Source organism: Marinomonas aquimarina (assembly GCF_900089755.1).
Classification (GTDB): domain Bacteria; phylum Pseudomonadota; class Gammaproteobacteria; order Pseudomonadales; family Marinomonadaceae; genus Marinomonas; species Marinomonas aquimarina.
In genome coordinates, this window is record NZ_FLOC01000009.1 from 129,715 (window position 1) to 150,414 (window position 20,700).

15 protein-coding genes are annotated in these 20,700 nt (G+C 50.8%); 9 read left to right on the top strand and 6 right to left on the bottom strand.

The features are described 5' to 3' along the window. The first annotated feature begins 3 nt into the window (after positions 1-3). The gene (locus tag MAQ5080_RS09225; RefSeq protein WP_067205931.1) at positions 4-1,821 is read left to right on the top strand and encodes a sensor histidine kinase; all 1,818 of its coding nucleotides are present in this window, start codon (positions 4-6) and stop codon (positions 1,819-1,821) included. A 7-nt stretch (positions 1,822-1,828) separates the two neighbouring features. Here MAQ5080_RS09225 and MAQ5080_RS09230 read toward each other — a convergent pair whose 3' ends face one another. Continuing rightward, entirely contained in the window at positions 1,829-3,013 is a 1,185-nt protein-coding gene (locus MAQ5080_RS09230) for an MFS transporter (protein ID WP_067205935.1), read from the bottom strand. Between the two features lie 85 nt (positions 3,014-3,098). Here MAQ5080_RS09230 and MAQ5080_RS09235 point away from each other — a divergent pair, with 85 nt between their 5' ends. Continuing rightward, positions 3,099-3,902, top strand: a complete 804-nt coding sequence (locus tag MAQ5080_RS09235) for an AraC family transcriptional regulator (RefSeq protein ID WP_082861007.1) — start codon at positions 3,099-3,101, stop codon at positions 3,900-3,902. Between the two features lie 4 nt (positions 3,903-3,906). On the opposite strand, the gene rluF is transcribed toward MAQ5080_RS09235, so the two are convergent. The 4 genes from rluF to MAQ5080_RS09255 form a co-directional block, all read right to left on the bottom strand. Next, positions 3,907-4,992 (bottom strand): 23S rRNA pseudouridine(2604) synthase RluF, encoded by a 1,086-nt coding sequence (rluF, locus tag MAQ5080_RS09240; protein WP_067205938.1) that lies wholly within the window; start codon positions 4,990-4,992, stop codon positions 3,907-3,909. A 4-nt stretch (positions 4,993-4,996) separates the two neighbouring features. Next, positions 4,997-5,617, bottom strand: a complete 621-nt coding sequence (rlmE, locus tag MAQ5080_RS09245; RefSeq protein WP_067205942.1) for a 23S rRNA (uridine(2552)-2'-O)-methyltransferase RlmE — start codon at positions 5,615-5,617, stop codon at positions 4,997-4,999. A gap of 84 nt (positions 5,618-5,701) precedes the next feature. Continuing rightward, positions 5,702-6,316, bottom strand: coding sequence for a LysE family translocator (locus tag MAQ5080_RS09250; RefSeq protein ID WP_067205946.1), 615 nt, complete (start codon positions 6,314-6,316; stop codon positions 5,702-5,704). Positions 6,317-6,389: 73 nt separating this feature from the next. After that, entirely contained in the window at positions 6,390-7,319 is a 930-nt protein-coding gene (locus MAQ5080_RS09255) for a LysR family transcriptional regulator (RefSeq protein WP_067205950.1), read from the bottom strand. A gap of 171 nt (positions 7,320-7,490) precedes the next feature. On the opposite strand from MAQ5080_RS09255, the gene MAQ5080_RS09260 reads away from it, so the two are divergent. The 3 genes from MAQ5080_RS09260 (at position 7,491) to MAQ5080_RS09270 (ending at position 11,857) form a co-directional block, all read left to right on the top strand. Beyond that, positions 7,491-9,110 carry an NAD(P)/FAD-dependent oxidoreductase gene (locus MAQ5080_RS09260; protein ID WP_067205954.1) on the top strand — a complete coding sequence of 540 codons (1,620 nt, stop codon included), beginning with the start codon at positions 7,491-7,493 and terminating at the stop codon, positions 9,108-9,110. A 1-nt stretch (position 9,111) separates the two neighbouring features. Next, positions 9,112-9,834: a TrmH family RNA methyltransferase gene (locus tag MAQ5080_RS09265; protein WP_067205957.1), complete on the top strand. Its 723-nt coding sequence runs from the start codon at positions 9,112-9,114 to the stop codon at positions 9,832-9,834. A gap of 256 nt (positions 9,835-10,090) precedes the next feature. Beyond that, the gene (locus MAQ5080_RS09270; RefSeq protein WP_067205960.1) at positions 10,091-11,857 is read left to right on the top strand and encodes a sensor domain-containing diguanylate cyclase; all 1,767 of its coding nucleotides are present in this window, start codon (positions 10,091-10,093) and stop codon (positions 11,855-11,857) included. A 13-nt stretch (positions 11,858-11,870) separates the two neighbouring features. On the opposite strand, the gene MAQ5080_RS09275 is transcribed toward MAQ5080_RS09270, so the two are convergent. Next, on the bottom strand, positions 11,871-13,544 hold the full coding sequence (locus MAQ5080_RS09275; protein WP_067205963.1) for a 2OG-Fe(II) oxygenase: 1,674 nt from the start codon (positions 13,542-13,544) through the stop codon (positions 11,871-11,873). Between the two features lie 238 nt (positions 13,545-13,782). On the opposite strand from MAQ5080_RS09275, the gene MAQ5080_RS09280 reads away from it, so the two are divergent. From MAQ5080_RS09280 to MAQ5080_RS09295, 4 genes are all read left to right on the top strand, one after another. Further along, on the top strand, positions 13,783-15,657 hold the full coding sequence (locus tag MAQ5080_RS09280; protein WP_197464552.1) for a TonB-dependent receptor domain-containing protein: 1,875 nt from the start codon (positions 13,783-13,785) through the stop codon (positions 15,655-15,657). 162 nt (positions 15,658-15,819) lie between these two features. Next, positions 15,820-16,737, top strand: a complete 918-nt coding sequence (locus tag MAQ5080_RS09285; protein WP_067205971.1) for a LysR family transcriptional regulator — start codon at positions 15,820-15,822, stop codon at positions 16,735-16,737. Positions 16,738-16,884: 147 nt separating this feature from the next. After that, positions 16,885-18,540: a SulP family inorganic anion transporter gene (locus MAQ5080_RS09290; protein ID WP_067205974.1), complete on the top strand. Its 1,656-nt coding sequence runs from the start codon at positions 16,885-16,887 to the stop codon at positions 18,538-18,540. Between the two features lie 183 nt (positions 18,541-18,723). Beyond that, positions 18,724-20,652: a DEAD/DEAH box helicase gene (locus MAQ5080_RS09295; RefSeq protein WP_197498824.1), complete on the top strand. Its 1,929-nt coding sequence runs from the start codon at positions 18,724-18,726 to the stop codon at positions 20,650-20,652. Positions 20,653-20,700: the final 48 nt, after the last annotated feature.

Below are 20,700 nucleotides of genomic sequence, written 5' to 3' on the forward strand. Positions count from 1 at the left end.
AGCATGAAGCGTCCTCTGATTATCATCTACCTTCTCCCGCTACTGCTGGTCGTGTTAGGCGCGGCGGTCGTATTTCAGCTATGGCAGGAGCAACTGCGTGAGCGTCTGCGGTTTGAGCAGGTGCAGCTCATCAACCGTGGCACAGCAGTGATGTCCCGTGAATTGGGCCACATTAAACAAGTGGTCGAATACATGGGGGGGGAGTTGCAAGAGCGGCTCACCCCGGACCGTTACCCCGACGAGGAGGCATGGCGTGTTGCCGTCGCGCAATATTTCTCGCGTGTCCAAGGTTTATCCGATTACGTCTCGCAGATTCGTTGGTTGGCACCGAATGGCTTAGAGAAGGTGCGCATCAATGTGCGTGATCGTCAGGTTGAATGGGTGCCTTTGGCCGAGCTGCAGGATAAATCCAATCGCTACTACTTCACCGAAGGTATCGCAGCGGACGCCTCGACGGTACTCATGACGCCGATCGATCTCAATATTGAAAATGGCAATATTGTGCGCCCCTATGAGGTGACCATCCGTGCCAGTCTCAAGGTACAAGATGCTTCGCAGCAAACGCTGGGCTTATTAGTTCTGAACTACAATCTTAACTACCTCTTTACCCGCTTGCGCTCGATGCAAAGTGCTCATAACACCTTAGAAATGGTCAATACGAAAGGAGAGTGGTTATTGGCTGCTCGGCCAGAGTTGGAATGGCTGCACTTATATGGCGATATCTTATCTTCGTTTGCCAACACCTATCCGGCAAGCTGGCAAGGCATCGATCAGAGCCAATCGCTGACGCCCATTCAATTGCCTGATGGGCGCCCTTTATCCTCATCCCCTGTGCATGTCGATGAGGGGACATCACAAGCCCCGTATTATTACTTCTTATCACAGGTTCGGGCTGACGTGTGGCGTCAGGAGCGCAGTTTTATTGCTTTGGCTGTGATAACAATGGCTGTGGTGGCGTATACCATCCTGACCTCGTTTGGCCTGTTGTGGTGGCGCAACAGTGAACAGCGCCGCAAGAATCTAGCACACATCACTGCGGAGAAAGCGGCTCTAGAAAGCACCCAGCAAAAACTCACAGAGGCCAATAAAACGCTGTTGTCGTTGCAAGATGAACTGGTTGAAAAGGGGCGCTTGTCGTCCCTCGGCTTGATGGTGGCTGGTGTGGGGCATGAACTGAATACGCCGCTAGGGGGCATACGTCTGAACTTATCCGCGCTACAACACCTAAAAACGCGTATTGAGCCCCATGTGGACGCAGAGGTACTAGAGCTCTACACCAGTTCCACCGAGTTGGCCATGCACAACCTCAAGCATGCTATGAATGTGATTCAGCAGTTTAAGCGCATTACTCAGCAACAGGCGGACTCGGGCAATGAAGTCTTTAATGTGCAGCGCATGTTAGAGGATACCCTGTCGCCACTGAAATCGATGTTAAAGAAGCATGACAACATCCAAATAGCGCTGCATGTTGATCCTGACTTAACACTGGACAGTGCGCAGGATGTACTGTCTCAGGTGCTGCAGAATTTGATTCTAAATGCGTTAGAGCATGCCTTTATGGAGGGGCAGCCTGGTGCGATACACATCACGGCACAGCAGGAGGATGACTTCGTGTTGGAAGTTGCGGATGATGGTCAAGGCATTCCGGCGCAGTTGCTGAGTACCATCTGGGAGCCATTTGTGACCACGGGGCGCGGCAAACAGCACTCTGGTCTTGGCTTGTATATGGTGCATCAATGGGTGACGCGTCTGTTGCATGGCAAGATTGAAGTGCGCAGCGATGAGCAGGGTACGCGCTTTACCATCATCATTCCAAATTGACCTTGGTTCAGTGCTCTGACTCCTGAGCACTGGCAAACCAACCGATCACGCCCCACAGCACCACGATAGCGATCAAGGCATACAGCGGGTACTGCCAGTCTTGAGTCCAGTCATACAAGGCCCCGATGCTTACCGGTCCGGCAGCGGCCATTAAATAGCCCACCAACTGCGCCATGCCTGAGAGGGCGGCAGCATCACGTACCGAGCCGGTACGCAAACTGATCAACGACAGTCCCATCACAAAGCCAAGGGTGCAGCCAAAGCCGAACAGAAACGACCAAACAGCCGCCAGTGCTGGGGCAAAGGCATAGCCTAATAAACTGACTAAGGTAGCACACACGGCAATACCTGCCAGCTGTCTTGGGTGGCCGACATAGCGTTTCAAAATCGGCAGTGCAAAGGCCGGAATCATACCGGCGGCTTGCAGATAACTGTGATACAGACCCGCAGTGGTAGCGTCGTAGCCTTTCGCGGCCAAAATAGTGGGAATCCAAGCATTTACAATGTAATTCAACACCGAGTCGAGGGCTAAAAATAAGGTAATCGTCCAGGCCAGTGGTGAACGCCACATGGGTTTGGGCCTGTCCGTCGTTGTTGCGCTGGCAAGCGGCTGTTTCGGGATGCAGCACCACAACAAGAGCGCCGGCAAAATAAACAGAAGGTGACTCAGTAGCGCTGCTGACCAGCCCGCCAGTTGAGGAAGCCAAGTGGGTGCCCATTGCGCAATGGGCACAGCAAAGCCAGTCATAAAGGCCCCACCGAGGTTCATCATCAGCACGTAGACAGCGGTGAGTTGCAGAATATGCTGGGGAAAGTCGCGTTTTAATAAGATCGGCAGTAATACATTACCAATGGCGATGCCGACGCCGATACAGGTAACGCCAAGGTACAGACTTGGTAAGGCATTCAGGCTCCGCATGACAATGCCCACCGCGATGGCGATAGAGCCAACGAAGAGGGCCAATTCCAATCCCCAACGGCGTCCGAGCCAAGTTGCGAGTGGTGCACACAAGGCAAACGCAAGAATGGGGAGCGTGGTTAATAATCCGGATGCAGAGCTGGATAAATGCAGTGACGATTCCACCACATCGATCAATGGCGCAATGCCGACCACAGGTCCACGAAGACTCAGTGCCATGACAAAGATAAAGCTGAGCAGTAGCCAATCGCGGCGGGTCAGAGTGGCAAACATAAAGGCCTTCAGGGTCAGTTTAGGGTTGGAGTCCGATCAGTATATGACGTAGTCTCTATGTAGTATTTCGAGATAATGACAATAAATGCCTAAATTCAGACAGCCTGAGCGCCATGTGATCACCGATTTCGGCCCCGCTGATCGCTCTAATGACCCCCTGATCACGGAGCGGGCGGTGCATCGGACGCAAGTATCCGAAACGCCTTGGCATGTACATCAAAAGGGCCAGTTAATTCTCACCTTGAGTGGCTCTGTAACCAGCTATGTTGAGCAAAGTATGTGGTTGGTACCGCCGTTATGTGCGGTTTGGGTACCTGGTGAGGTCGTGCATCGAAACACGTTTGATGCCTATTCCGATGTGTGCATGGTGTTTATCGATGGTGAGCACGCCAGCTTGCCTGATGCTGTGTGTACCTTATCGATCTCTCCGTTAGTGCGGGAATTAATCGTACACATTGCACAGCTGCCAAGTGAGGCGGGCAGCCCAGCTCGTGGGCGATTACAGCAGGTCTTGATAGATTTATTAGAGCAAGCGCCACGGGAAGCGTTTGATTTTCCTTTGCCAGAGGAGCCGCGCTTAAACGATCTTGCGCGGCGCTTACTGGCCGCACCGCACGATCGACGCACGCTCAGTGACTGGGCACAGGGTTACAATATGAGTGAACGCACCTTGGCCCGTTTAATCAAACAGAAAATCCACCTGACATTTGGTCAGTGGCGCGGACAGCTGCATATAGTATTAGCGCTAGAAGGCTTGGCGCAGCATCGGCCGATCCAGCGTATTGCCGAGGACTTAGGCTATGAGTCGGTCAGCGCCTTCATCACCTTCTTCAAAAAGCAGCTGGGTTGTACCCCAAAACAATATCAGCAGCAGCGCTGGGGGGCTTAAGCCTCTAGCGGCTACGTCCGCCTTTACCTACTGGTTTGGCAGGCTTGCCGCGACCCGCACCAGCGCCACCTTTACCGTTTGGCATGGGCTTGCTGCGACCTGCGCCGCCTTTTCCTGCGGTGGCCGGCTTACCGCCATGACCTTGTGGTTTGCCACCTTTGCCTGCTGGAGCAGGTTTGCCGCCTTTTCCGTTCGGTTTACCCTGAGCCGGTTTACCACGTCCCCTTGCCGCTGGCTTGCCATTGCCACGCGAATCACCGGAACGACCTTGGCCGCCAGCACGCGGGTTACCATCGCGATTGCCTTTGCCTTGCCCCTGTGGACGTGGCTTAGGTTTACGAGGGTTGGACGCTTTGGGCGCAGCATTGCCATCGGAGTCTTTGGTTAACTCATCAATGGTGTTGATCTCTTTAGGCGTTAAATCGCGCCAGTCGCCCAAGGCTAGACCTTTTAGAGAAACGTTCATGATGCGAATACGCTCAAGCTGCACCACGTCGTAACCGAAGTGCTCCGCCATACGGCGAATTTGGCGGTTTAAGCCTTGTACCAAGGTGATGTTGAAGACAAACGTCGACTCTTTATGCACCTTACATTTCTTGGTCATCTGACCCAAGATCGGCACGTCGTTGCTCATGCCTTCAATAAAAGCATCGGTGATCGGTTTGTTGACCGTGACCAAGTATTCTTTCTCGTGGTTGTTCGACGCACGCAGGATCTTATTCACCAAATCACCGTTGTTGGTCATAAAGATCAGACCTTGCGAGTCTTTGTCCAAACGACCAATTGGGAAAATACGTGCGCCGTGCTTCACAAAGCTGACGATGTTGTTTGGTTCGCTCGACTCTGTGGTGCTGACAATGCCTACCGGCTTGTTGACCGCGATAAAGATCAGATCTTCCGCTTCCATCGGTTCAATGGTGTGGCCGTTGACTTTAACAAGGTCGCCCGGGGTGACTTGATCACCGATGCCAGCGCGTTTACCGTTGATGTAAACACTGCCTTGCTCAATAAAACGGTCGGCTTCACGACGTGAGCACAAGCCACTTTCACTGATGTATTTATTCAGACGAATGGAGGTTTTTAACTGCATCAAATTAGCCTTTAAAGCCGCGGCCGACTAAGTAAACTTCACGAGAACGCGCGCGAGAGGACTCTGGCTTACGCACCACGACACTGTCAAAATGTGGACGCATTTGCTTAACGAATTCTTCGTAGCCTTCGCCTTGGAACACTTTTACCGCAAAGAAGCCTTTTGGTTTCAAGGTTTGAATGGCCATGTCTAAGGCCAGTTCAACAAGATACATAGACGAAGCTTGGTCAACGGTCGAGACGCCGCTCATGTTGGGTGCCATATCAGAAATCACCACGTCGACCGGTGCGCCGTTTACCGCGGTCATGATCTGGTCGAAGACGTCTTGTTCGGTGAAGTCACCTTGTATAAATTCGACGCCAGCAATCGAGTCCATCGGTAGGATATCGGACGCGATCACTTTACCTTTTTCACCAACAAGCTTGGACGCGACCTGCGACCAACCACCTGGTGCAGAGCCTAAATCCAGTACCAAGTTGCCGGGTTTGATCAGTCTGTCTTTCTCGTTCAGCGTCAGCAGTTTGTAACTGGCGCGGGAACGGTAACCGTCCATTTGTGCCTTTTTAACGTATGGGTCGTTGACGTGTTCATCGAGCCAACGGTTACTGCTTTTTGATCGAGCCATGGTGTTTTGCTACCGGATTGAGAAAAAACGCTATTGTAACCGCTGCCAGCGATTCAGCAAAGGAAGCAAGCTCGTCAGAGGGCGTTAAGCGGACAATAAAATCTTGCCTGCCAAGGCCACTAAAATCAGCCCAGATAGACGGTCAATGATCACGGCTTTACGGCGTAATGTGTCCAGAAGACGTTGATTTGAAAGCATTAAGGTAATCAGGGTGTACCATAAACCGTCAGTGATAAAGGGCGTTAGTACCATCAACATCTGACCTTCTAAGGACGTTACCAATGCCACAAACGGACTAAACAGTGCGGCGAAAAAAAGTGCGATCTTAGGGCTTAACAGAGAAATCAGCAGGCCTTCTTTGGCGGATTGCCACACCGGCATGGTGCGTCCGGCTTCGAGCTTGGCCGCAATACCGCCTTTGGAACGAATGGCGTTCACACCTAAATAGATTAAATAAGCTGCGCCTGCATAGCTGATGATCTGATACAGCCAAGGTAACTGATGGAAGACCACGGCCAAGCCGACCATGGAAATAAACGCATACACGCCAATGCCAAAGGCATGGGCCCAAGCAGCCGCTAAGCCATTGATTTTGCCGCCCGCTAAACTGTGTTTGGTCACCGTCACCAAACTCGGGCCTGGGGACATGGCGCCCAATGTACAAATGGTAAGCAGTGAAAGCCAGATCGTCAGTGTCATACAGTTCTCCTTGTCAATGCGGCGACCTTAGCAAGCCAAAGGAATTAAATGAAATCATGATTTATCAAGATAACTATGATTCTGAATCATAGCTAATGGAGCCTTTCACCCGTTTCATCACCTCAGCAATCATGGTGCGTGCCCAGAGGTGGGACGGATCCAAGTCGTATTTGCTGTGCCAAGTGAGCCAGTATTTATGGGCAGGTAAGGCAATCGGCAGCGCGTGGTAGGTGAGCGCATAGCGTTCTGCCAATTGACGTGCGATATGCTCTGGTGTGATCAGCAATAAATCGTTTTGGCACAGTGCTTGCGCCGCGGCAAAGAAAAACGGCACATTCAGCGCAATGCGCCGCTTGCGCCCCAGTTCATTCAGGGCGCTTTCAAACAAACCGTCCTTATCGCCGCCCCCCATGATTTTGACGTGCGGATAAGCAAGTAAATCTTCGATGGAGAGGGCGTCTTGTTGGGCCAATGGATGATCAATGCTCATCAGACAGACAGAGTGATCGTGGCCGATCTGGACCGAGGACAACCCTTGTGGCGCGTCTAATGACATGCTTGAGGCGAGGTGAATGCCAGACTCATGTAATTGGCTGAGCAGGCTTGGCTGCCATAGACGATAACTTAACGTGGCCTGCGGGGCGGCTTGGCTAAACACCTTGATAATCTCTGGCAGGATGTATTCGGCCACATAGTCGCTGGAGGAGAACACAAACTCGCCGCGCCAGTGTTGTGGTGCGAAGCTTTCGTCACTCATCATGCCATCCAGCGCCATAAACCAATGTTCGAGCTTTTGCTGCAGTTGCAGTGCTTTGGGGGTGGGAATGAGTTCATTGCCATCGCGAACCAACAGCGGGTCGTCAAACAGTTCACGTAACTGACTTAAATGGCGGCTGACGGCAGATTGGGTCAGGTGTAAGCGTTGTGCCGCGTGACTCACATGGCACTCTTCCAATAACACTTTTAACGAGCGCAACAGGTTCAAATTAACGTTCTGATGCATGGACAATTCTCATAGCGCGAAAGACAGCCTGTAACATAGCAGTTTTTATGGCTGAGCGAACGCTTCTGACTGACTTGTGCACAGCGCCCGCGTATAATGCGACCACTTAATTTACTTTCGACAGTTGTCGCCGGACTATCTTTTGCCGAGTCAATCGGCCAGGACCTTTCCATGATTCGTTTATCAGAACTTTCTCTATCCCTAGACCATCCAGAAGATGCATTGCGCGAGGCGATTATCAAACGCCTTAACCTTGTGGACGAAGAACTTCAGGATTTCTTTGTATTCAAACGCAGCTACGACGCGCGTAAAAAGAACACCGAAATCACCTTCGTGTACATCATTCACTTAACTACCAGTAATGATGCAGCGGTCTTGGCGCGTTTTGAGGACGATGTGCATGTGAAAGTGGCGCCTGATATCGAATACCACCCAGTGGCAAGCGCACCAGAAAACCTAACTGAGCGCCCAATCGTCGTGGGCTTTGGTCCTTGTGGCTTGTTCGCTGCGTTAACCCTTGCACAAATGGGTTTTAAACCGATCGTCTTAGAACGTGGTCGTAACGTACGCCAACGTACCAAAGATACCTGGGCCTTGTGGCGTAACCATAAGCTGGATACCGAGTCGAACGTACAGTATGGCGAAGGCGGTGCGGGCTTGTTCTCCGACGGTAAGCTCTACAGTCAGGTAAAAGACCCAAAATTCTACGGCCGTAAAGTGATGAGCGAATTCGTTCGCGCTGGCGCACCAGAAGAAATCATGTACGTCAGCAAGCCGCACATCGGTACTTTCCGTCTAACCGGTGTGGTGGCGAAAATGCGTGAAGAGATCATTGAGCTGGGCGGTGAAATCCGCTTTGAAGCCAAGGTGTCTGACCTGTTGATGGAAGATCAAAAGATCACCGGTGTCGCATTGCAAGACGGCACGGTGTTAGAAAGCAAGCACGTGGTGTTGGCGCTGGGACACAGTGCTCGTGATACCTTCCGTATGCTGCACAAAAATGATGTCTTTATTGAGCCGAAGCCATTTGCCATTGGTTTTCGTATCGAGCACCCACAGTCCTTAATCGACAAAGCCCGTCTGGGTAAATACGCCGGTCACCCTGAGCTGGGTGCAGCGGACTACAAACTGATTCACCATGCGAAAAACGGCCGTGCGGTGTACAGCTTCTGTATGTGTCCGGGTGGTACCGTGGTGGCGGCGACATCGGAAGAAGGTCGTGTGGTGACTAACGGTATGAGTCAGTACTCCCGTAACGAGCGTAATGCCAACTCTGGCATCGTGGTGGGCATTAACCCAGAGCAAGATTACCCAGAAGGCATCTTGGCAGGGGTTGAGCTACAAGAACGTTTAGAAGAAGTGGCGTACAAGCTAGGCGGCTCGGATTACAAAGCGCCTGCGCAGCTAGTGGGTGACTTTATCAAAGGCCAAGCATCGACCAAACTGGGTGACGTAGAGCCATCCTACAAGCCGGGGATTCAATTGTGTGACCTAGCGGATGGGCTGCCAGACTTTATCATTGAAGCGGTACGTGAAGCGCTGCCTGCGTTTGGCAAGAAGATCCGTGGTTTTGATCGCGAAGATGCCATCCTAACCGGTATCGAAACTCGTACGTCATCGCCAATCCGTATTACCCGTGACAACCAAAGTTACCAGAGCTTAAACACTCAAGGCTTGTATCCAGCCGGTGAGGGCGCAGGCTACGCGGGCGGTATTTTGTCAGCGGGCATTGACGGCATCAAAGTCGCTGAAGCCGTCGCGCTGGACATGCTCAAGCAGCAAGGTGCTTAAGATGAAAATTGACCAAATCAAAAAGCTCCACCAAAAGAAATATCGCCAAGAGCTAGGCCATTGCCTAGTGGAAGGGGAACACTTGGTACTAGAGCTGGAAAACGCCGCCAAGCACAATCCAAAACTGGCGGCCGCGAAGCTTTATGTCACGGCAGACTATGCCGATTGGTCAACCCAGTTTGAAAAGATCGAAGTCAGCAACAAGCAGATGGCTGGCATGTCCGACACCAAGAGTCCTCAGGGCATCTTGGCGGTCGTGCCAATGGCCGCTATCTCGCCTATGGCAAATGAAGAAACGGTTGGCATTTATCTGCATGAAATCCAAGATCCCGGTAATTTAGGCACTATTTTGCGCACGTTAGCGTGGTTTGGCGGCTTTCGCTTATTGCTAAGCCCTGGCAGCGTCGATCCTTTCAATCCAAAGGTGATTCGCTCCAGCATGGGCGCGCTGTTCCATGTACCGATGGAACTGGATGTCGACATTACCACTTTGCCAGAGCGTTTTAGCGCCATTGGTTGCTTGGATATGCAGGGCGAGCCGCTCAGCTCGCCAGCGTTTAAACAGTGTGATTGTTACATCTTTGGCAATGAAGCCCGCGGTGTGCCCCGTGATCAGTTGGACAGTTTGCAGGCCAAAGCCTTTACCATCCCTGGGGTGGGCTTAATTGAGTCCCTTAACCTCGCCACCGCCGTCAATCTCAGTGTTTACGAGCGTCAACGTTAAGTACATTAGTACTCGAAAACGACAATAAGGGGCGCTTTGCTAGGGCTGCGTCCCTTTGTTCATACTGTATTCACACACTTCAGGTAGAATATTTCAAGTTTACACTTGTTTACATTTAACTACGTTTTCTTGTGATATTTTGAAGATCATAACAATGTTTATAAACAGAGTACCTGATAGATGCGACGGAGTTTCGCATCGTGTGTGCCATCAAGGAAGCGGACCGAAAGATGGCGAGTGGAAGTGGTGGTGCTAAATGAAACAGATCTCTTTGTGGGGATTGATCGTTGTCCCCTTTGCTTTATTGGCCACACTTGGTGGTGCGACGGTATATCTGTTTTCAACAGTCACGGTTTCTAACGTCTCCGATAATGTTGGTTTACATTATGTGCATGAAATTGAAGCGCGCGTTTATGATCGTGTTACTGAGCTGATTGAGCCGCTGAATACCATCGCCCAACTCAACCGTGATGCCTTAGTTCACCACCCAGAATACCTTGAAAATTTAGACTTTCTCGCGGGCCGTTTTTACGAGCAAGCGGTGTCTTACCCCTATATGACGTTTATTTCCTTAGCGACGGCAGACGGACGCTATGTGAACTCTACGCGCGATCCGTTCGGCAGCTCCCATCACATCGCCACCAATTACACGACTGAACCGAACTCCCTCGAAGCCTTTTATTATGACCCGGTTAGCTTTGTCGGAGCGCGCATCGAAACTGAGCCTTCCTTCAAAAATTACAACCCAACCACGCGCCCTTTTTACCAAGATGCGGTGGTTGCTGGAGATGTGGTATGGAGCTCAATAGCGCCTTATTTCGGTTATCAATCTCTAGGTGTGGGCTTGTCTGCCCCCATCTATGACCAAGACGGCAAGCTACTGGGGGTAACGGCCACCAGTGTGGCACTGGTGGCATTGGACAAATATTTGCAGTCGATCAACTTGGTAGACAGCGCGTATGTGTTCTTGGCCGAACAGAATGGCGATTTAATTGCCTCCTCGCGAAAGGTTGCGCTGTTTAACAATGACAATGGCGTGTCCACACGTCTGTCTCTCAGCGCTCATTCGGACCAGGTCTTCCAACGCGCCGGTGAGCGTTTTGCACCCGGCACCCAGCGTATCGCAGTGGATGGGGAAACGTTTCTTTATCATGTGCGCCCTGTGGAATTGCCATACGGCCAAACGTGGTATGTGGGGGTCTTGATTCCGGAGAGCTATTACAAGGGCATACTCACTGAGTATTCCCAAGCGATGGTACTGATTATATTACTGATTTTCGTCAGTATTGCCTTGGCAGGCTCCTTGATTGCGCGTTTTATCGGCCGTCCTATTTTGCTGTTAAACGACGCGGTCAACGCCAACTCACTGGAGCGCATTCGTGAGATCCCGCAGCCATTAAGCCATGTGCGTGAGGTCAACTCACTCGGCGAAGGGCTTCAGGGGATGGCTTACAAGCTATCTGATGTGCTGCAGAACCTAGAGCAAAAAGTCGCGCAACGTACGTCCCATCTAAAAGATGAAAATGAGCTGTTACTCGAACAAAGTAGCACGGATGAACTGACCGGCTTGTACAACCGTCGTGGATTCAACCTATTGTCTGAGCAAGCTTTGCGCCAAGCGGCGCAATTTGATCAGTCATTCTGTATCGTGCTGTGTGATATTGACCACTTCAAACGGGTCAACGATAGCCATGGTCACAGTGTTGGCGACCAAGCCTTAATCGGTGTCGCGCAAGTACTACAAAGCCACTTCCGTGCCCACGACATTGTCGCTCGTTACGGTGGTGAAGAGTTTATGCTGATCACTGTGAATATGAGTAAAGAAGACATACTGGTTCGTCTCAACAGTGTGCGTCAGAGCTTGATTACGCAACCGGTCCTCAAGGACCTGCCGATCACGTTAAGCTTTGGTATGACGCACCTGACGCCGCCGATTGAAATGGATTTAGAAGCCTTGGTGAACGACGTCGATGCCAAGCTTTATCAAGCCAAAAATACCGGTCGAGATAAGATTGTTGGGTAAATGCGATGGGGCGCTAAGCCCCATTTTTTATGGTGTCGATCTTTTCCAGCACAATGCTTTCATCCCCGAGCATGGTACGCAGCGCCGCGCTAAAGAACGGGATGTTGACCTGCTGAATGATTTCATGGGAGTGAATAAAGTTAGGGAAACTGTTGATCTCGAGTAGTTGTGCCGAGCCATCCTCACGTAACAGAACATCAATCCCCAATAAAATGTAGTGAGTGGAGTCGGCGGCTAACCGTGTGGGCTCTAGTAGCGCTCCCATAGACTGCATGAGCTGTTTGATGCCGGGCCAGTAGCGCTCATACTCAGAATAGTTGATCAGCTGATGCATTTGCACGGGGCCTTCCTCACTGTGGTAACCCGCATGATCGATCTGTACCGCATAATCGGTGCTGTTGGCATCGTATTCCCGTCCATGCACCACCAAAAAGCCGTTTTGGTAAAGGTAGATAGTGTGATTCCAAATCAAGCAGTAGGCACGCGCGGTGAACTTTCTGCCATCGAATAATGCCAGATCAGTCACGCCTGCTTGGATAATATGGTTGGCGGGCAGTTCAGTGCTGGCCAAGTCCTGTTGGCTAACGCAAGACATGCCTTTGCCGCCTGTACCGAAGCGGTTTTTCACAAACCATATGGGCACGGGGTCACCTTGATGCTGCAAGGCATCCTCGATGGTGAAATAGGTCTTCGGTGCGATCGACTCAAGGTTATGCTGAATCAGCGATTGCGCCAGTGTGGCTTTGTTTGAAAGCCTATTTACAATCGAGCGCTCCACGACGCGTAGTACACGTGTGCCGTCTGCTAGGTCGCTCAGATCCAATACAGAGTTGCCATAAGTGTCCCAGTAGGTAAAGCAGAGCGGGGCAGTCTTGCGCACTAATATGGGGTCGAGTTGTGCCAAGGCTTGCTGAAACAGTTTGCTGGCACGGTTGATCTTATGGGTTATCGGCGCTGGCGTTTTGGCCGTTGCCGTTGCCGTTGCCGTTGCCGGTGTACTGGATGCTGCTGGGATGGGGGGCTTTTCTAGGCCTGGGTATTGCTGAAAATCTTGTCGCTCTTTCATCGGGCGAGCGTGAAACCAAATGTTAAACGCCCATTTTTCGCCGGCCAGGACGGGTGTCCCCGCATGAAGGCTGTCGGGATGCGGGTGGTTGTAATCCTCGCCAACATTGTTGAATAAGGCCATACGACCTTTTTTAGCCTGAACTTCGGTATTCAAGTTGGCAAAGCGGGTGGCCCCGCCGCTGGCGATATCATTGAGATACACCAACGCGGTCACTAAGCGCTGGCCGCCCATGCGACAACAACGTTGTCCCCGTACCGTGGTTAAATCGTAGGCATCATAGTGGCTGCGATATTCTTGATCGACACCGTAATGAATCACTTGCATGGCTTCGGCGTTTTCGAGCGGGATGCCAACCATGCCAGCAATACGCTCACCGATTTTGCGCACCGTGTCATCCTCGGCATAGCGCAGCCAACAGTTACTGCCGCTGCGCCCTGGAGTGATGTCACTGTCGTCATCCAATGACACTTTTGCCCTCTGTGTCTTGCCGGTCGCTAAGGCGATCAGGTAGTCACATTCTTCTGCGCTGACGACCCCATCGCGGTAGCCAACAAACGGAGCGTCATGCAACACATGGGTATCAGAGTAGGTTTTTTTTATGGGGGCAAAATCAGTCATAGTCTCTTTTGGTCCAGCCTTTTCCATTGAGTGTATGCATAACCGTGTGCCGCAGCAAATGGCGTGCGCCGCACTGGATTGTGAACATAATGAGGGCAGTCATTATAAGTATGCATATTTGGCATAGTGAGAAATCACTTTTTGCATGGAACTAAAATTGTATTGCGAAAAAGCTTATGTATTAATGATGCGCATTCTCATTAACATCAACTTTTCAATGTTAGGTTACGCATTCAAAATGGATACAAAGCTTTCTTTATCTCGTACCCCGCTAGCGATTTTGGTCGCTGCTACCCTGGCCCCTGTTAGCGTGAGCGCTGAAGAGCTTGATACGCTGCAAGTGTGGAGTACGCAAGTCACGACCGGTTCCTCATTGCTGCAAGATGATATCGAAACCAAACAAGCGACGCACCTAAGTGGCTTGTTACGTGATCAAGCGGGCGTGGATGTGGGGGGAACGCACACGACGCACCAAGTACTGAATATCCGTGGCTTAGACGACTCTGACCTAGACATTACAACGGATGGCGTGACCCAGAACAACAACATCTTCCACCACGTGGGGAACCTGTTGATTGCACCGGACATTCTGAAAAGCGTGGACATCCAGGTAGGGACCAACTCAGTGCTTACTGGCGGCCTTGGTGGCGGTGCAGCGTTTGAAACCAAAGATGCGCAAGAACTGTTGGCGCCAGGTCAGACATCCGGTGCACGTCTGCATTCAAGCTACAACAGCAATGATTCAGCGGGCGCTTCGATCACTGCTTACTCACAGCTTACGGAGCAAGTAGATGGCTTGGTGTATTTCTCGCACACCGATAAGAACAACCCAGAAGACGGCAATGGTCTTGAGCTAGATAACAATGCCGGTACCATTCAGAACGGCATGGTGAAAATGGGTTGGGATGTGAATGATCGTCACCGTCTAGAAGCCAAATACGACAAATACCAAGACGAAGGTTACTACTACCTGCGTACCAACTTTGGCTCTGCGTTTAACAGTGGTTTTGAGCGCTCGGCACCAGACGATACAAAATACACCCGTGAGACCATGTTGGTAGCGCACGAGTATGATGGTGTGGATACCTTCGTTAAAACCACCGTTTACAACACTGAGTTAGCCCATGAACGTGGCGACGACGGTAACCCAGCCATCTCTGAGCACAATGGTATTAAATCTCTCGCTCAAACCACTTTGAACAACCATGAAGTGCGTTATGGCTTTGAATTTGACGCCCTAGAAGCAGGTCGCCAAGACGCTGGTAAAGACGAAGTGACTAAGTATGCGGTGTATGTGGAAGATGAAATTGCGCTAAGTTCTCAGTTGTACCTAACGCCGGGTATTCGTTTTAACTCCCATGAAATCGACTACACAGGTCTGTTTGGCAAGAAGTTCACCGAAGTGACGTACGGTCTAGCGGGTAAGTACTTGGTCAACGATCAGTGGACTTTGAAAGCGAGCAGCACCACTTTATTTGAGGGCCCAGCGGCACGTGAAGCCTTTAATGCCGAAGCCGGTGAGGTGTCAGCCGACATCAAGCCAGAAACCGGTATCAACAGTGAAGTGGGCGTTAGCTTCCAGCAAGCCAACTTTGCCGGCTTAGATGATTTTGGCTTCTCCACCACTGTGTTCCGTACCGAAATTGACGATTACATCAACGACCGTGTAACCATGCGTGGTGTGAGCAACAATGGCACCTTGACCATTGAAGGTTTTGAGTCGAAATTGACGGCGCGTTTGGGAGATACCAGTGCGCGTTTAACCTACGCTCACTCTGATTCAACCGATGGTTCTAACATTGGTGGCAAATACGTTGGCGATAGCATCACCTTTGGTGTTTCGACAGCGATCCCGACCGCCAACCTAAGCCTAAATTGGACGTCAATGGTGACGCTTGATTTGGATGAAGGTGACGAGCACAAAGAAGGTTACAAGGTACACAATGTGTCTGCCACATGGCATCCAGAGCAAGTGGCTGGCCTGACGGTAACAGCAGGCATTGATAACCTATTGGATGAAGCCTATGCCTCGCACTCTAGCGATGTGGCGCGTGGACAAGCGGATCTAGAGCCTGGCCGTAATATCAAGGTTTCTGCTTCGTACGTGTTCTAATGGCTGGCGCTTTCAAGCGCACATACTAAAGCATGATAAAAGCCAGGACGCTGTCCTGGCTTTTTTATGGCTAAGAATTGTAACGTGTTGTTTGTAAGATAATGATTCTCAAAAAGCTAGGTGTTATCATTCGTAAATTATAATGTCATAGATTTAGCCGTCATGAACCTTCACCACCTTGATCTGAATTTACTGTTTATTTTGAAAACACTGTTGGAAGAGCAGCATGTCTCCAACACGGCGTTATCATTGAACGTGAGTCAGTCAAAAGTCAGCCGTTCTTTGCAAAAACTGCGCTTGCTGTTCAAGGACGAGTTGCTGGTCAAATCGGCCTCGGGCTACGAATTAACGGCGAAAGCCAAAGACATCAGCAGCAGCCTGAATGATGTGTTGGAAAATATTGGCCAGCTGGTGGAAGGGAAAACATTTGTCCCAGAGCACAGTACTCGTAGCTTGAGACTGTTTGCGTTAGCCCCTTATGCCCACCAAGGTCTGCCACGCTTGATCAGTGATATACAGCGGCAAGCACCGAATATGCTGATCGAGGTGGACTCCAAACCAAAGCCACCCTTTGAGTCACTGATTGCAGGTGAAGTGCACTTTGCCCTGTCGGCTAATCAACCTTCGTCATCAGAAAATAGCTTGTATCGTATCAAGGTGGGCGGTTTCGAGTATTGCTTGCTGATGCGAGAGGATCACCCGCTGGCACAACAGGATTTGTCTATGGCGGATCTCGCTGGGGCAACGTTGGGTCAAATATCTCTGGATGGCCGACAGGCCTTTTCTCTCGGCGCGCAACTCAAATCCCAAGCGAGGCTCGAGCCAGACGCTCTGCCAGGGGCGGCGATTCATGTCACTGACTTTTGTCTGGCGGCGGCGATTGCCGAATCCTCCGATACGATTTTCTGCATGCCCGCCAGCTTTGCGCAACAGGCGTCCCAAGGGCGTGATCTCATGGTGAAGCCGCTACCACCCGAGCTGCAAAACGATTCCCAAGACCTCTACCTGTACTGGCACAAACGCTACCATATGGACCCCATGTGTATCTGGGTGCGAGAGTTGGTCAAGCAACTCTTCTAAACAGGGCCTACGCTGGTCGGAATGAGTGCTTACTCAGGTCGGATGAGTCGCCGTCTTTTTATCTTTAACAAGCGCTAAATATGTTATTCTTATAGGGTTTTAGGTCATTCTGATCCGTCTTGCTTGCGCAACCATAGGAGGTGTTTGTTGTTAGATTACCAGCGCTTTGCCGCACTCGATATTAAAGGTGATGTTTTTGGTGGTGTCACGACAGCGATTATTTCCTTACCGTTGGCGTTGGCGTTTGGTGTAGCGTCTGGGGCCGGGGCCGAAGCCGGTTTATGGGGCGCAATCATGGTCGGCTTCTTTGCCGCAGTGTTCGGTGGCTCACGTACCCTTATTTCCGAACCGACCGGCCCGATGACGGTAATCATGACGGCGGTACTGACCAGCATGATGGCGGAGTATCCGGAAACGGGCCTCGCGATGAGTTTTACCGTGGTGATGATGGCCGGTGCGTTCCAGATGTTACTGGGGACACTGAAACTCGGTAAGTATGTCACCCTCATGCCGTACAGCGTGGTGTCGGGCTTTATGTCGGGCATTGGCGTGATCTTAATCATTCTCCAGTTGTCGCCGTTATTGGGTTCTCCGGCCCCGCCAGGCGGCGTTATGGGCACCCTGATGGCCATGCCAGAGACGCTGGCGAACCTGCAATGGCGTGAGTTGTTACTCGGCGCATTGACCCTGTCGGTGTTATTTTTATTTCCTAAACAGTATCGCAAATACGTGCCCGCACAGCTGGTGGCCTTGGTGGCGATTACGCTGATTTCGGTGATCCTGTTCGACACGGACAGCATCCGTCGTATCGGTGAAATCCCATCCGGTTTGCCATCTTTGGTGTTACCGCATTTCACCCCTGAAATGTTCACCACCATGATCATTGATGCCTTGGTACTAGGAACATTGGGCTGTATTGATACCTTACTGACTGCCGTGATCGGCGACTCTTTGACCCGAACCGAACACGATTCGGACAAAGAACTGCGCGGCCAAGGTCTGGCGAACATGATCTCGGGGCTATTTGGTGCATTGCCAGGGGCCGGTGCCACCATGGGGACCGTTACCAATATCCAAGTGGGGGCGCGCACCCCTTTGTCTGGCATCGTACGTGCTCTGGTCTTGGCATTAGTGGTGTTAATCGCCGGTGGCTTAACCGAACCGATTCCAATGGCCGTATTGGCCGGCATCGCGGTCTATGTCGGCTTTAACATCCTGGATTGGAGCTTTATCCAGCGCGCCCACAAGGTGAGCTTGCCGGGGATGGCGGTGATGTACGGTGTGATGCTGCTAACGGTGTTTGTCGATCTGATCGCCGCCGTCGGTTTGGGCGTCTTTATCTCCAACATCATCATTATCGAGAAACTCAGCCGCGAGCAAACCCGCCAAGTGAAGGCCATCAGTGACTCGGACAACAACAGCGTGCCGCTCACCGACGGCGAACGTGCCATGCTTGATAAAGCCCTAGGCAAAGTGCTGTTCTTCTACCTGTCTGGTCCGATGATCTTCAGCGTCTCCAAAGCGATCTCGCGCCAACACGCCAGCATCGACGACTATGATGTGATGATTCTGGATTTGAGTGATGTGCCCATGATAGACGTTACCGTTGGCTTGGCCCTCGAAAACGCCATCAAAGACGCTAAAGACGCCAACTGTGAAGTCTTCTTACTGTGTCCGAATAAGACCACCCGTGACCAGCTCGAGAAGCTCCATGTGATGAGCTTTATCTCATCAGCGAACGACTGCAGTTCACGGGAACAAGCCCTGCAAGCCAGCTTGGATTATATCGAGGCGAAAGACTAAGCCTTAGCAGAGAAGTGAAAGCCCTGTTTACGTTAACCTGTGAACAGGGCTTTTTCTTTGGATGTAGTTTTAGTCCGCTAGATGGCTCTCTGGATGTAAGTTGATGGGACTATATTCCCAAATTAAACGGAGATATGGGAATATAGTCCCACTATTTGATCTGGGAAGGCTAAAAGGGATTTTATGCAACAGTCGGGTATCTACGAACAGCTGATTACGCAATTGGTGGAAAAGCGTTTGGATCGTGAGCGCTTTTATGTGGGTGAACGAACGCTAAGTAGCAACGAAGCATCGGTTTGGCTGTCGCGCTTTCTGTCTAATATTCTCGAATACGCCATTAGTTCAGTACCGACTGGCAATGATCAACTACAGCAGCAAATCGCTTTATCTAACGAGTTACTGTTATGGCTTAAAGAGCGTTTGCAAGATGACGGCCTCATCGAAGAGAACCTGCTTAATAGCCAGGGTAAAATCCTTACGGCTTTATACGAGCTAGAAAACCCAATTGCAGCCAACCTTAAGCAATATGTCGAAGACATTTTCCCGTTAACTGGCCTTACTCAAAGCGAGCTGTTTTGCGGTAGTAATGCTGGCCTGTCGTTAGAGTCTGAGCTGAAACGCGAAATCTTATCCGCAGACAAAATTTACTGGCTGGTGTCGTTTATCAAATGGGCTGGCATTCGCATCTTTCGCAAAGAACTAGAAGCGTTCACCGCCAGTGGTCGTGAGCTAAAGGTCATCACCACATCTTATATGGGCGCTACGGATGCCAAGGCGGTAGAGTACTTGGCAAACTTGCCCAATACTGAAGTGAAACTTAGCTACAATACCGAACGCGAACGGCTGCATGCTAAGAGCTATCTCTTTTTGCGCAATACGGGGTATCACACTGGCTATATTGGCTCTTCTAATTTGTCTCATTCTGCGCTCACCAATGGCCTTGAGTGGAATTTGAAAATCACTTCCCAAGAAATCCCGCATATCATCGATAAGTCGTTCAGCACCTTTGAGACTTATTGGGCGTCGAATGAATTTGAACGCTTTGATGGCGATGCTAGCAGTACGGAAAAGCTAAATCGCGCTCTACGACAACAGCGTGGCAGCGACGATCAAAGCACGGCGCATTTCTTTGATATCACGCCATTTCCACATCAGAGTGAAATCTTGGAGCAGCTCGCCGTTGAGCGTCATCTTCATCAGCGCTTTCGCAATTTGGTTGTCGCTGCGACTGGCACTGGTAAAACGCTTATCTCGGCGTTTGATTTCGCACGCTTTTTGAAAGAAAAGCCGAATGCGACCTTTTTGTTTGTGGCCCATCGGGAAGAGATTTTAAAGCAAGCTCGGGCGGCGTATCGCGGCGTGCTTCGCGATGGTTCATTCGGCGAGTTGTGGGTTGGCAGTCACGCTCCTGCCCATTATCATCAGCTGTTCGTGTCGATCCAAACACTTAATAATCAATTAGATCAGCTCAATCTGACGCCCGACTATTACGATTACATTGTTATCGATGAAGTGCATCACATTAAAGCAAACAGCTATCGAGCGGTATTAGCGCACTTTCAGCCGAGCCTTTTACTTGGTTTAACTGCTACGCCTGAGCGTCACGATGGTGGTGATATCTTAGCGGATTTTGGTGGTGTGATTGCCGCTGAAATTCGTTTGCCAGAAGCGATCAATCGCCGTCACTTATCGCCATTTCAATATTTTGGCATCGATGATGATACCGACCTTCGCAATATTGCATGGAGCCGTGGGCGTTATGACATCGGACAGCTCACTAATCTCTATACTCATAATCAAGCACGTGTTGATAAGATCGTATTGAGTTTGCAGGAGATCGTGACTGATATTAGCCAAATGAAGGCTTTAGCATTTTGTGTCAGCCGTGAACACGCAGACTACATGACCAAGCAATTTCTCTTAAAAGGTATTACAGCGGATATCTTAACCAGTGATAACAGCGATCAGCGTCAGCAGAAGCAACAAGCCTTACGGAGTGGGCAAATCAATGTGCTGTGTGTGGTCGATATCTTGGGTAAGCGGATTAAATGGTTGATCTTACCTTTGCATGAGAGTGAGACAGACCGGCATCTCATCGGATTATCTGGTTGATGCTTCACCTACTGCTGGTGCATGTTTCCTTCGCTAATTCCAGCAAGA

What these genes read in the sequence shown, in the direction of transcription:
- MAQ5080_RS09225 (WP_067205931.1), top strand. Translation starts at nt 4, where the DNA reads ATGAAGCGTCCTCTGATTATCATCTACCTTCTCCCGCTACTGCTGGTC.
- MAQ5080_RS09230 (WP_067205935.1), bottom strand. Translation starts at nt 3,013, where the DNA reads ATGTTTGCCACTCTGACCCGCCGCGATTGGCTACTGCTCAGCTTTATC.
- MAQ5080_RS09235 (WP_082861007.1), top strand. Translation starts at nt 3,099, where the DNA reads ATGCCTAAATTCAGACAGCCTGAGCGCCATGTGATCACCGATTTCGGC.
- rluF (WP_067205938.1), bottom strand. Translation starts at nt 4,992, where the DNA reads ATGCAGTTAAAAACCTCCATTCGTCTGAATAAATACATCAGTGAAAGT.
- rlmE (WP_067205942.1), bottom strand. Translation starts at nt 5,617, where the DNA reads ATGGCTCGATCAAAAAGCAGTAACCGTTGGCTCGATGAACACGTCAAC.
- MAQ5080_RS09250 (WP_067205946.1), bottom strand. Translation starts at nt 6,316, where the DNA reads ATGACACTGACGATCTGGCTTTCACTGCTTACCATTTGTACATTGGGC.
- MAQ5080_RS09255 (WP_067205950.1), bottom strand. Translation starts at nt 7,319, where the DNA reads ATGCATCAGAACGTTAATTTGAACCTGTTGCGCTCGTTAAAAGTGTTA.
- MAQ5080_RS09260 (WP_067205954.1), top strand. Translation starts at nt 7,491, where the DNA reads ATGATTCGTTTATCAGAACTTTCTCTATCCCTAGACCATCCAGAAGAT.
- MAQ5080_RS09265 (WP_067205957.1), top strand. Translation starts at nt 9,112, where the DNA reads ATGAAAATTGACCAAATCAAAAAGCTCCACCAAAAGAAATATCGCCAA.
- MAQ5080_RS09270 (WP_067205960.1), top strand. Translation starts at nt 10,091, where the DNA reads ATGAAACAGATCTCTTTGTGGGGATTGATCGTTGTCCCCTTTGCTTTA.
- MAQ5080_RS09275 (WP_067205963.1), bottom strand. Translation starts at nt 13,544, where the DNA reads ATGACTGATTTTGCCCCCATAAAAAAAACCTACTCTGATACCCATGTG.
- MAQ5080_RS09280 (WP_197464552.1), top strand. Translation starts at nt 13,783, where the DNA reads ATGGATACAAAGCTTTCTTTATCTCGTACCCCGCTAGCGATTTTGGTC.
- MAQ5080_RS09285 (WP_067205971.1), top strand. Translation starts at nt 15,820, where the DNA reads ATGAACCTTCACCACCTTGATCTGAATTTACTGTTTATTTTGAAAACA.
- MAQ5080_RS09295 (WP_197498824.1), top strand. Translation starts at nt 18,724, where the DNA reads ATGCAACAGTCGGGTATCTACGAACAGCTGATTACGCAATTGGTGGAA.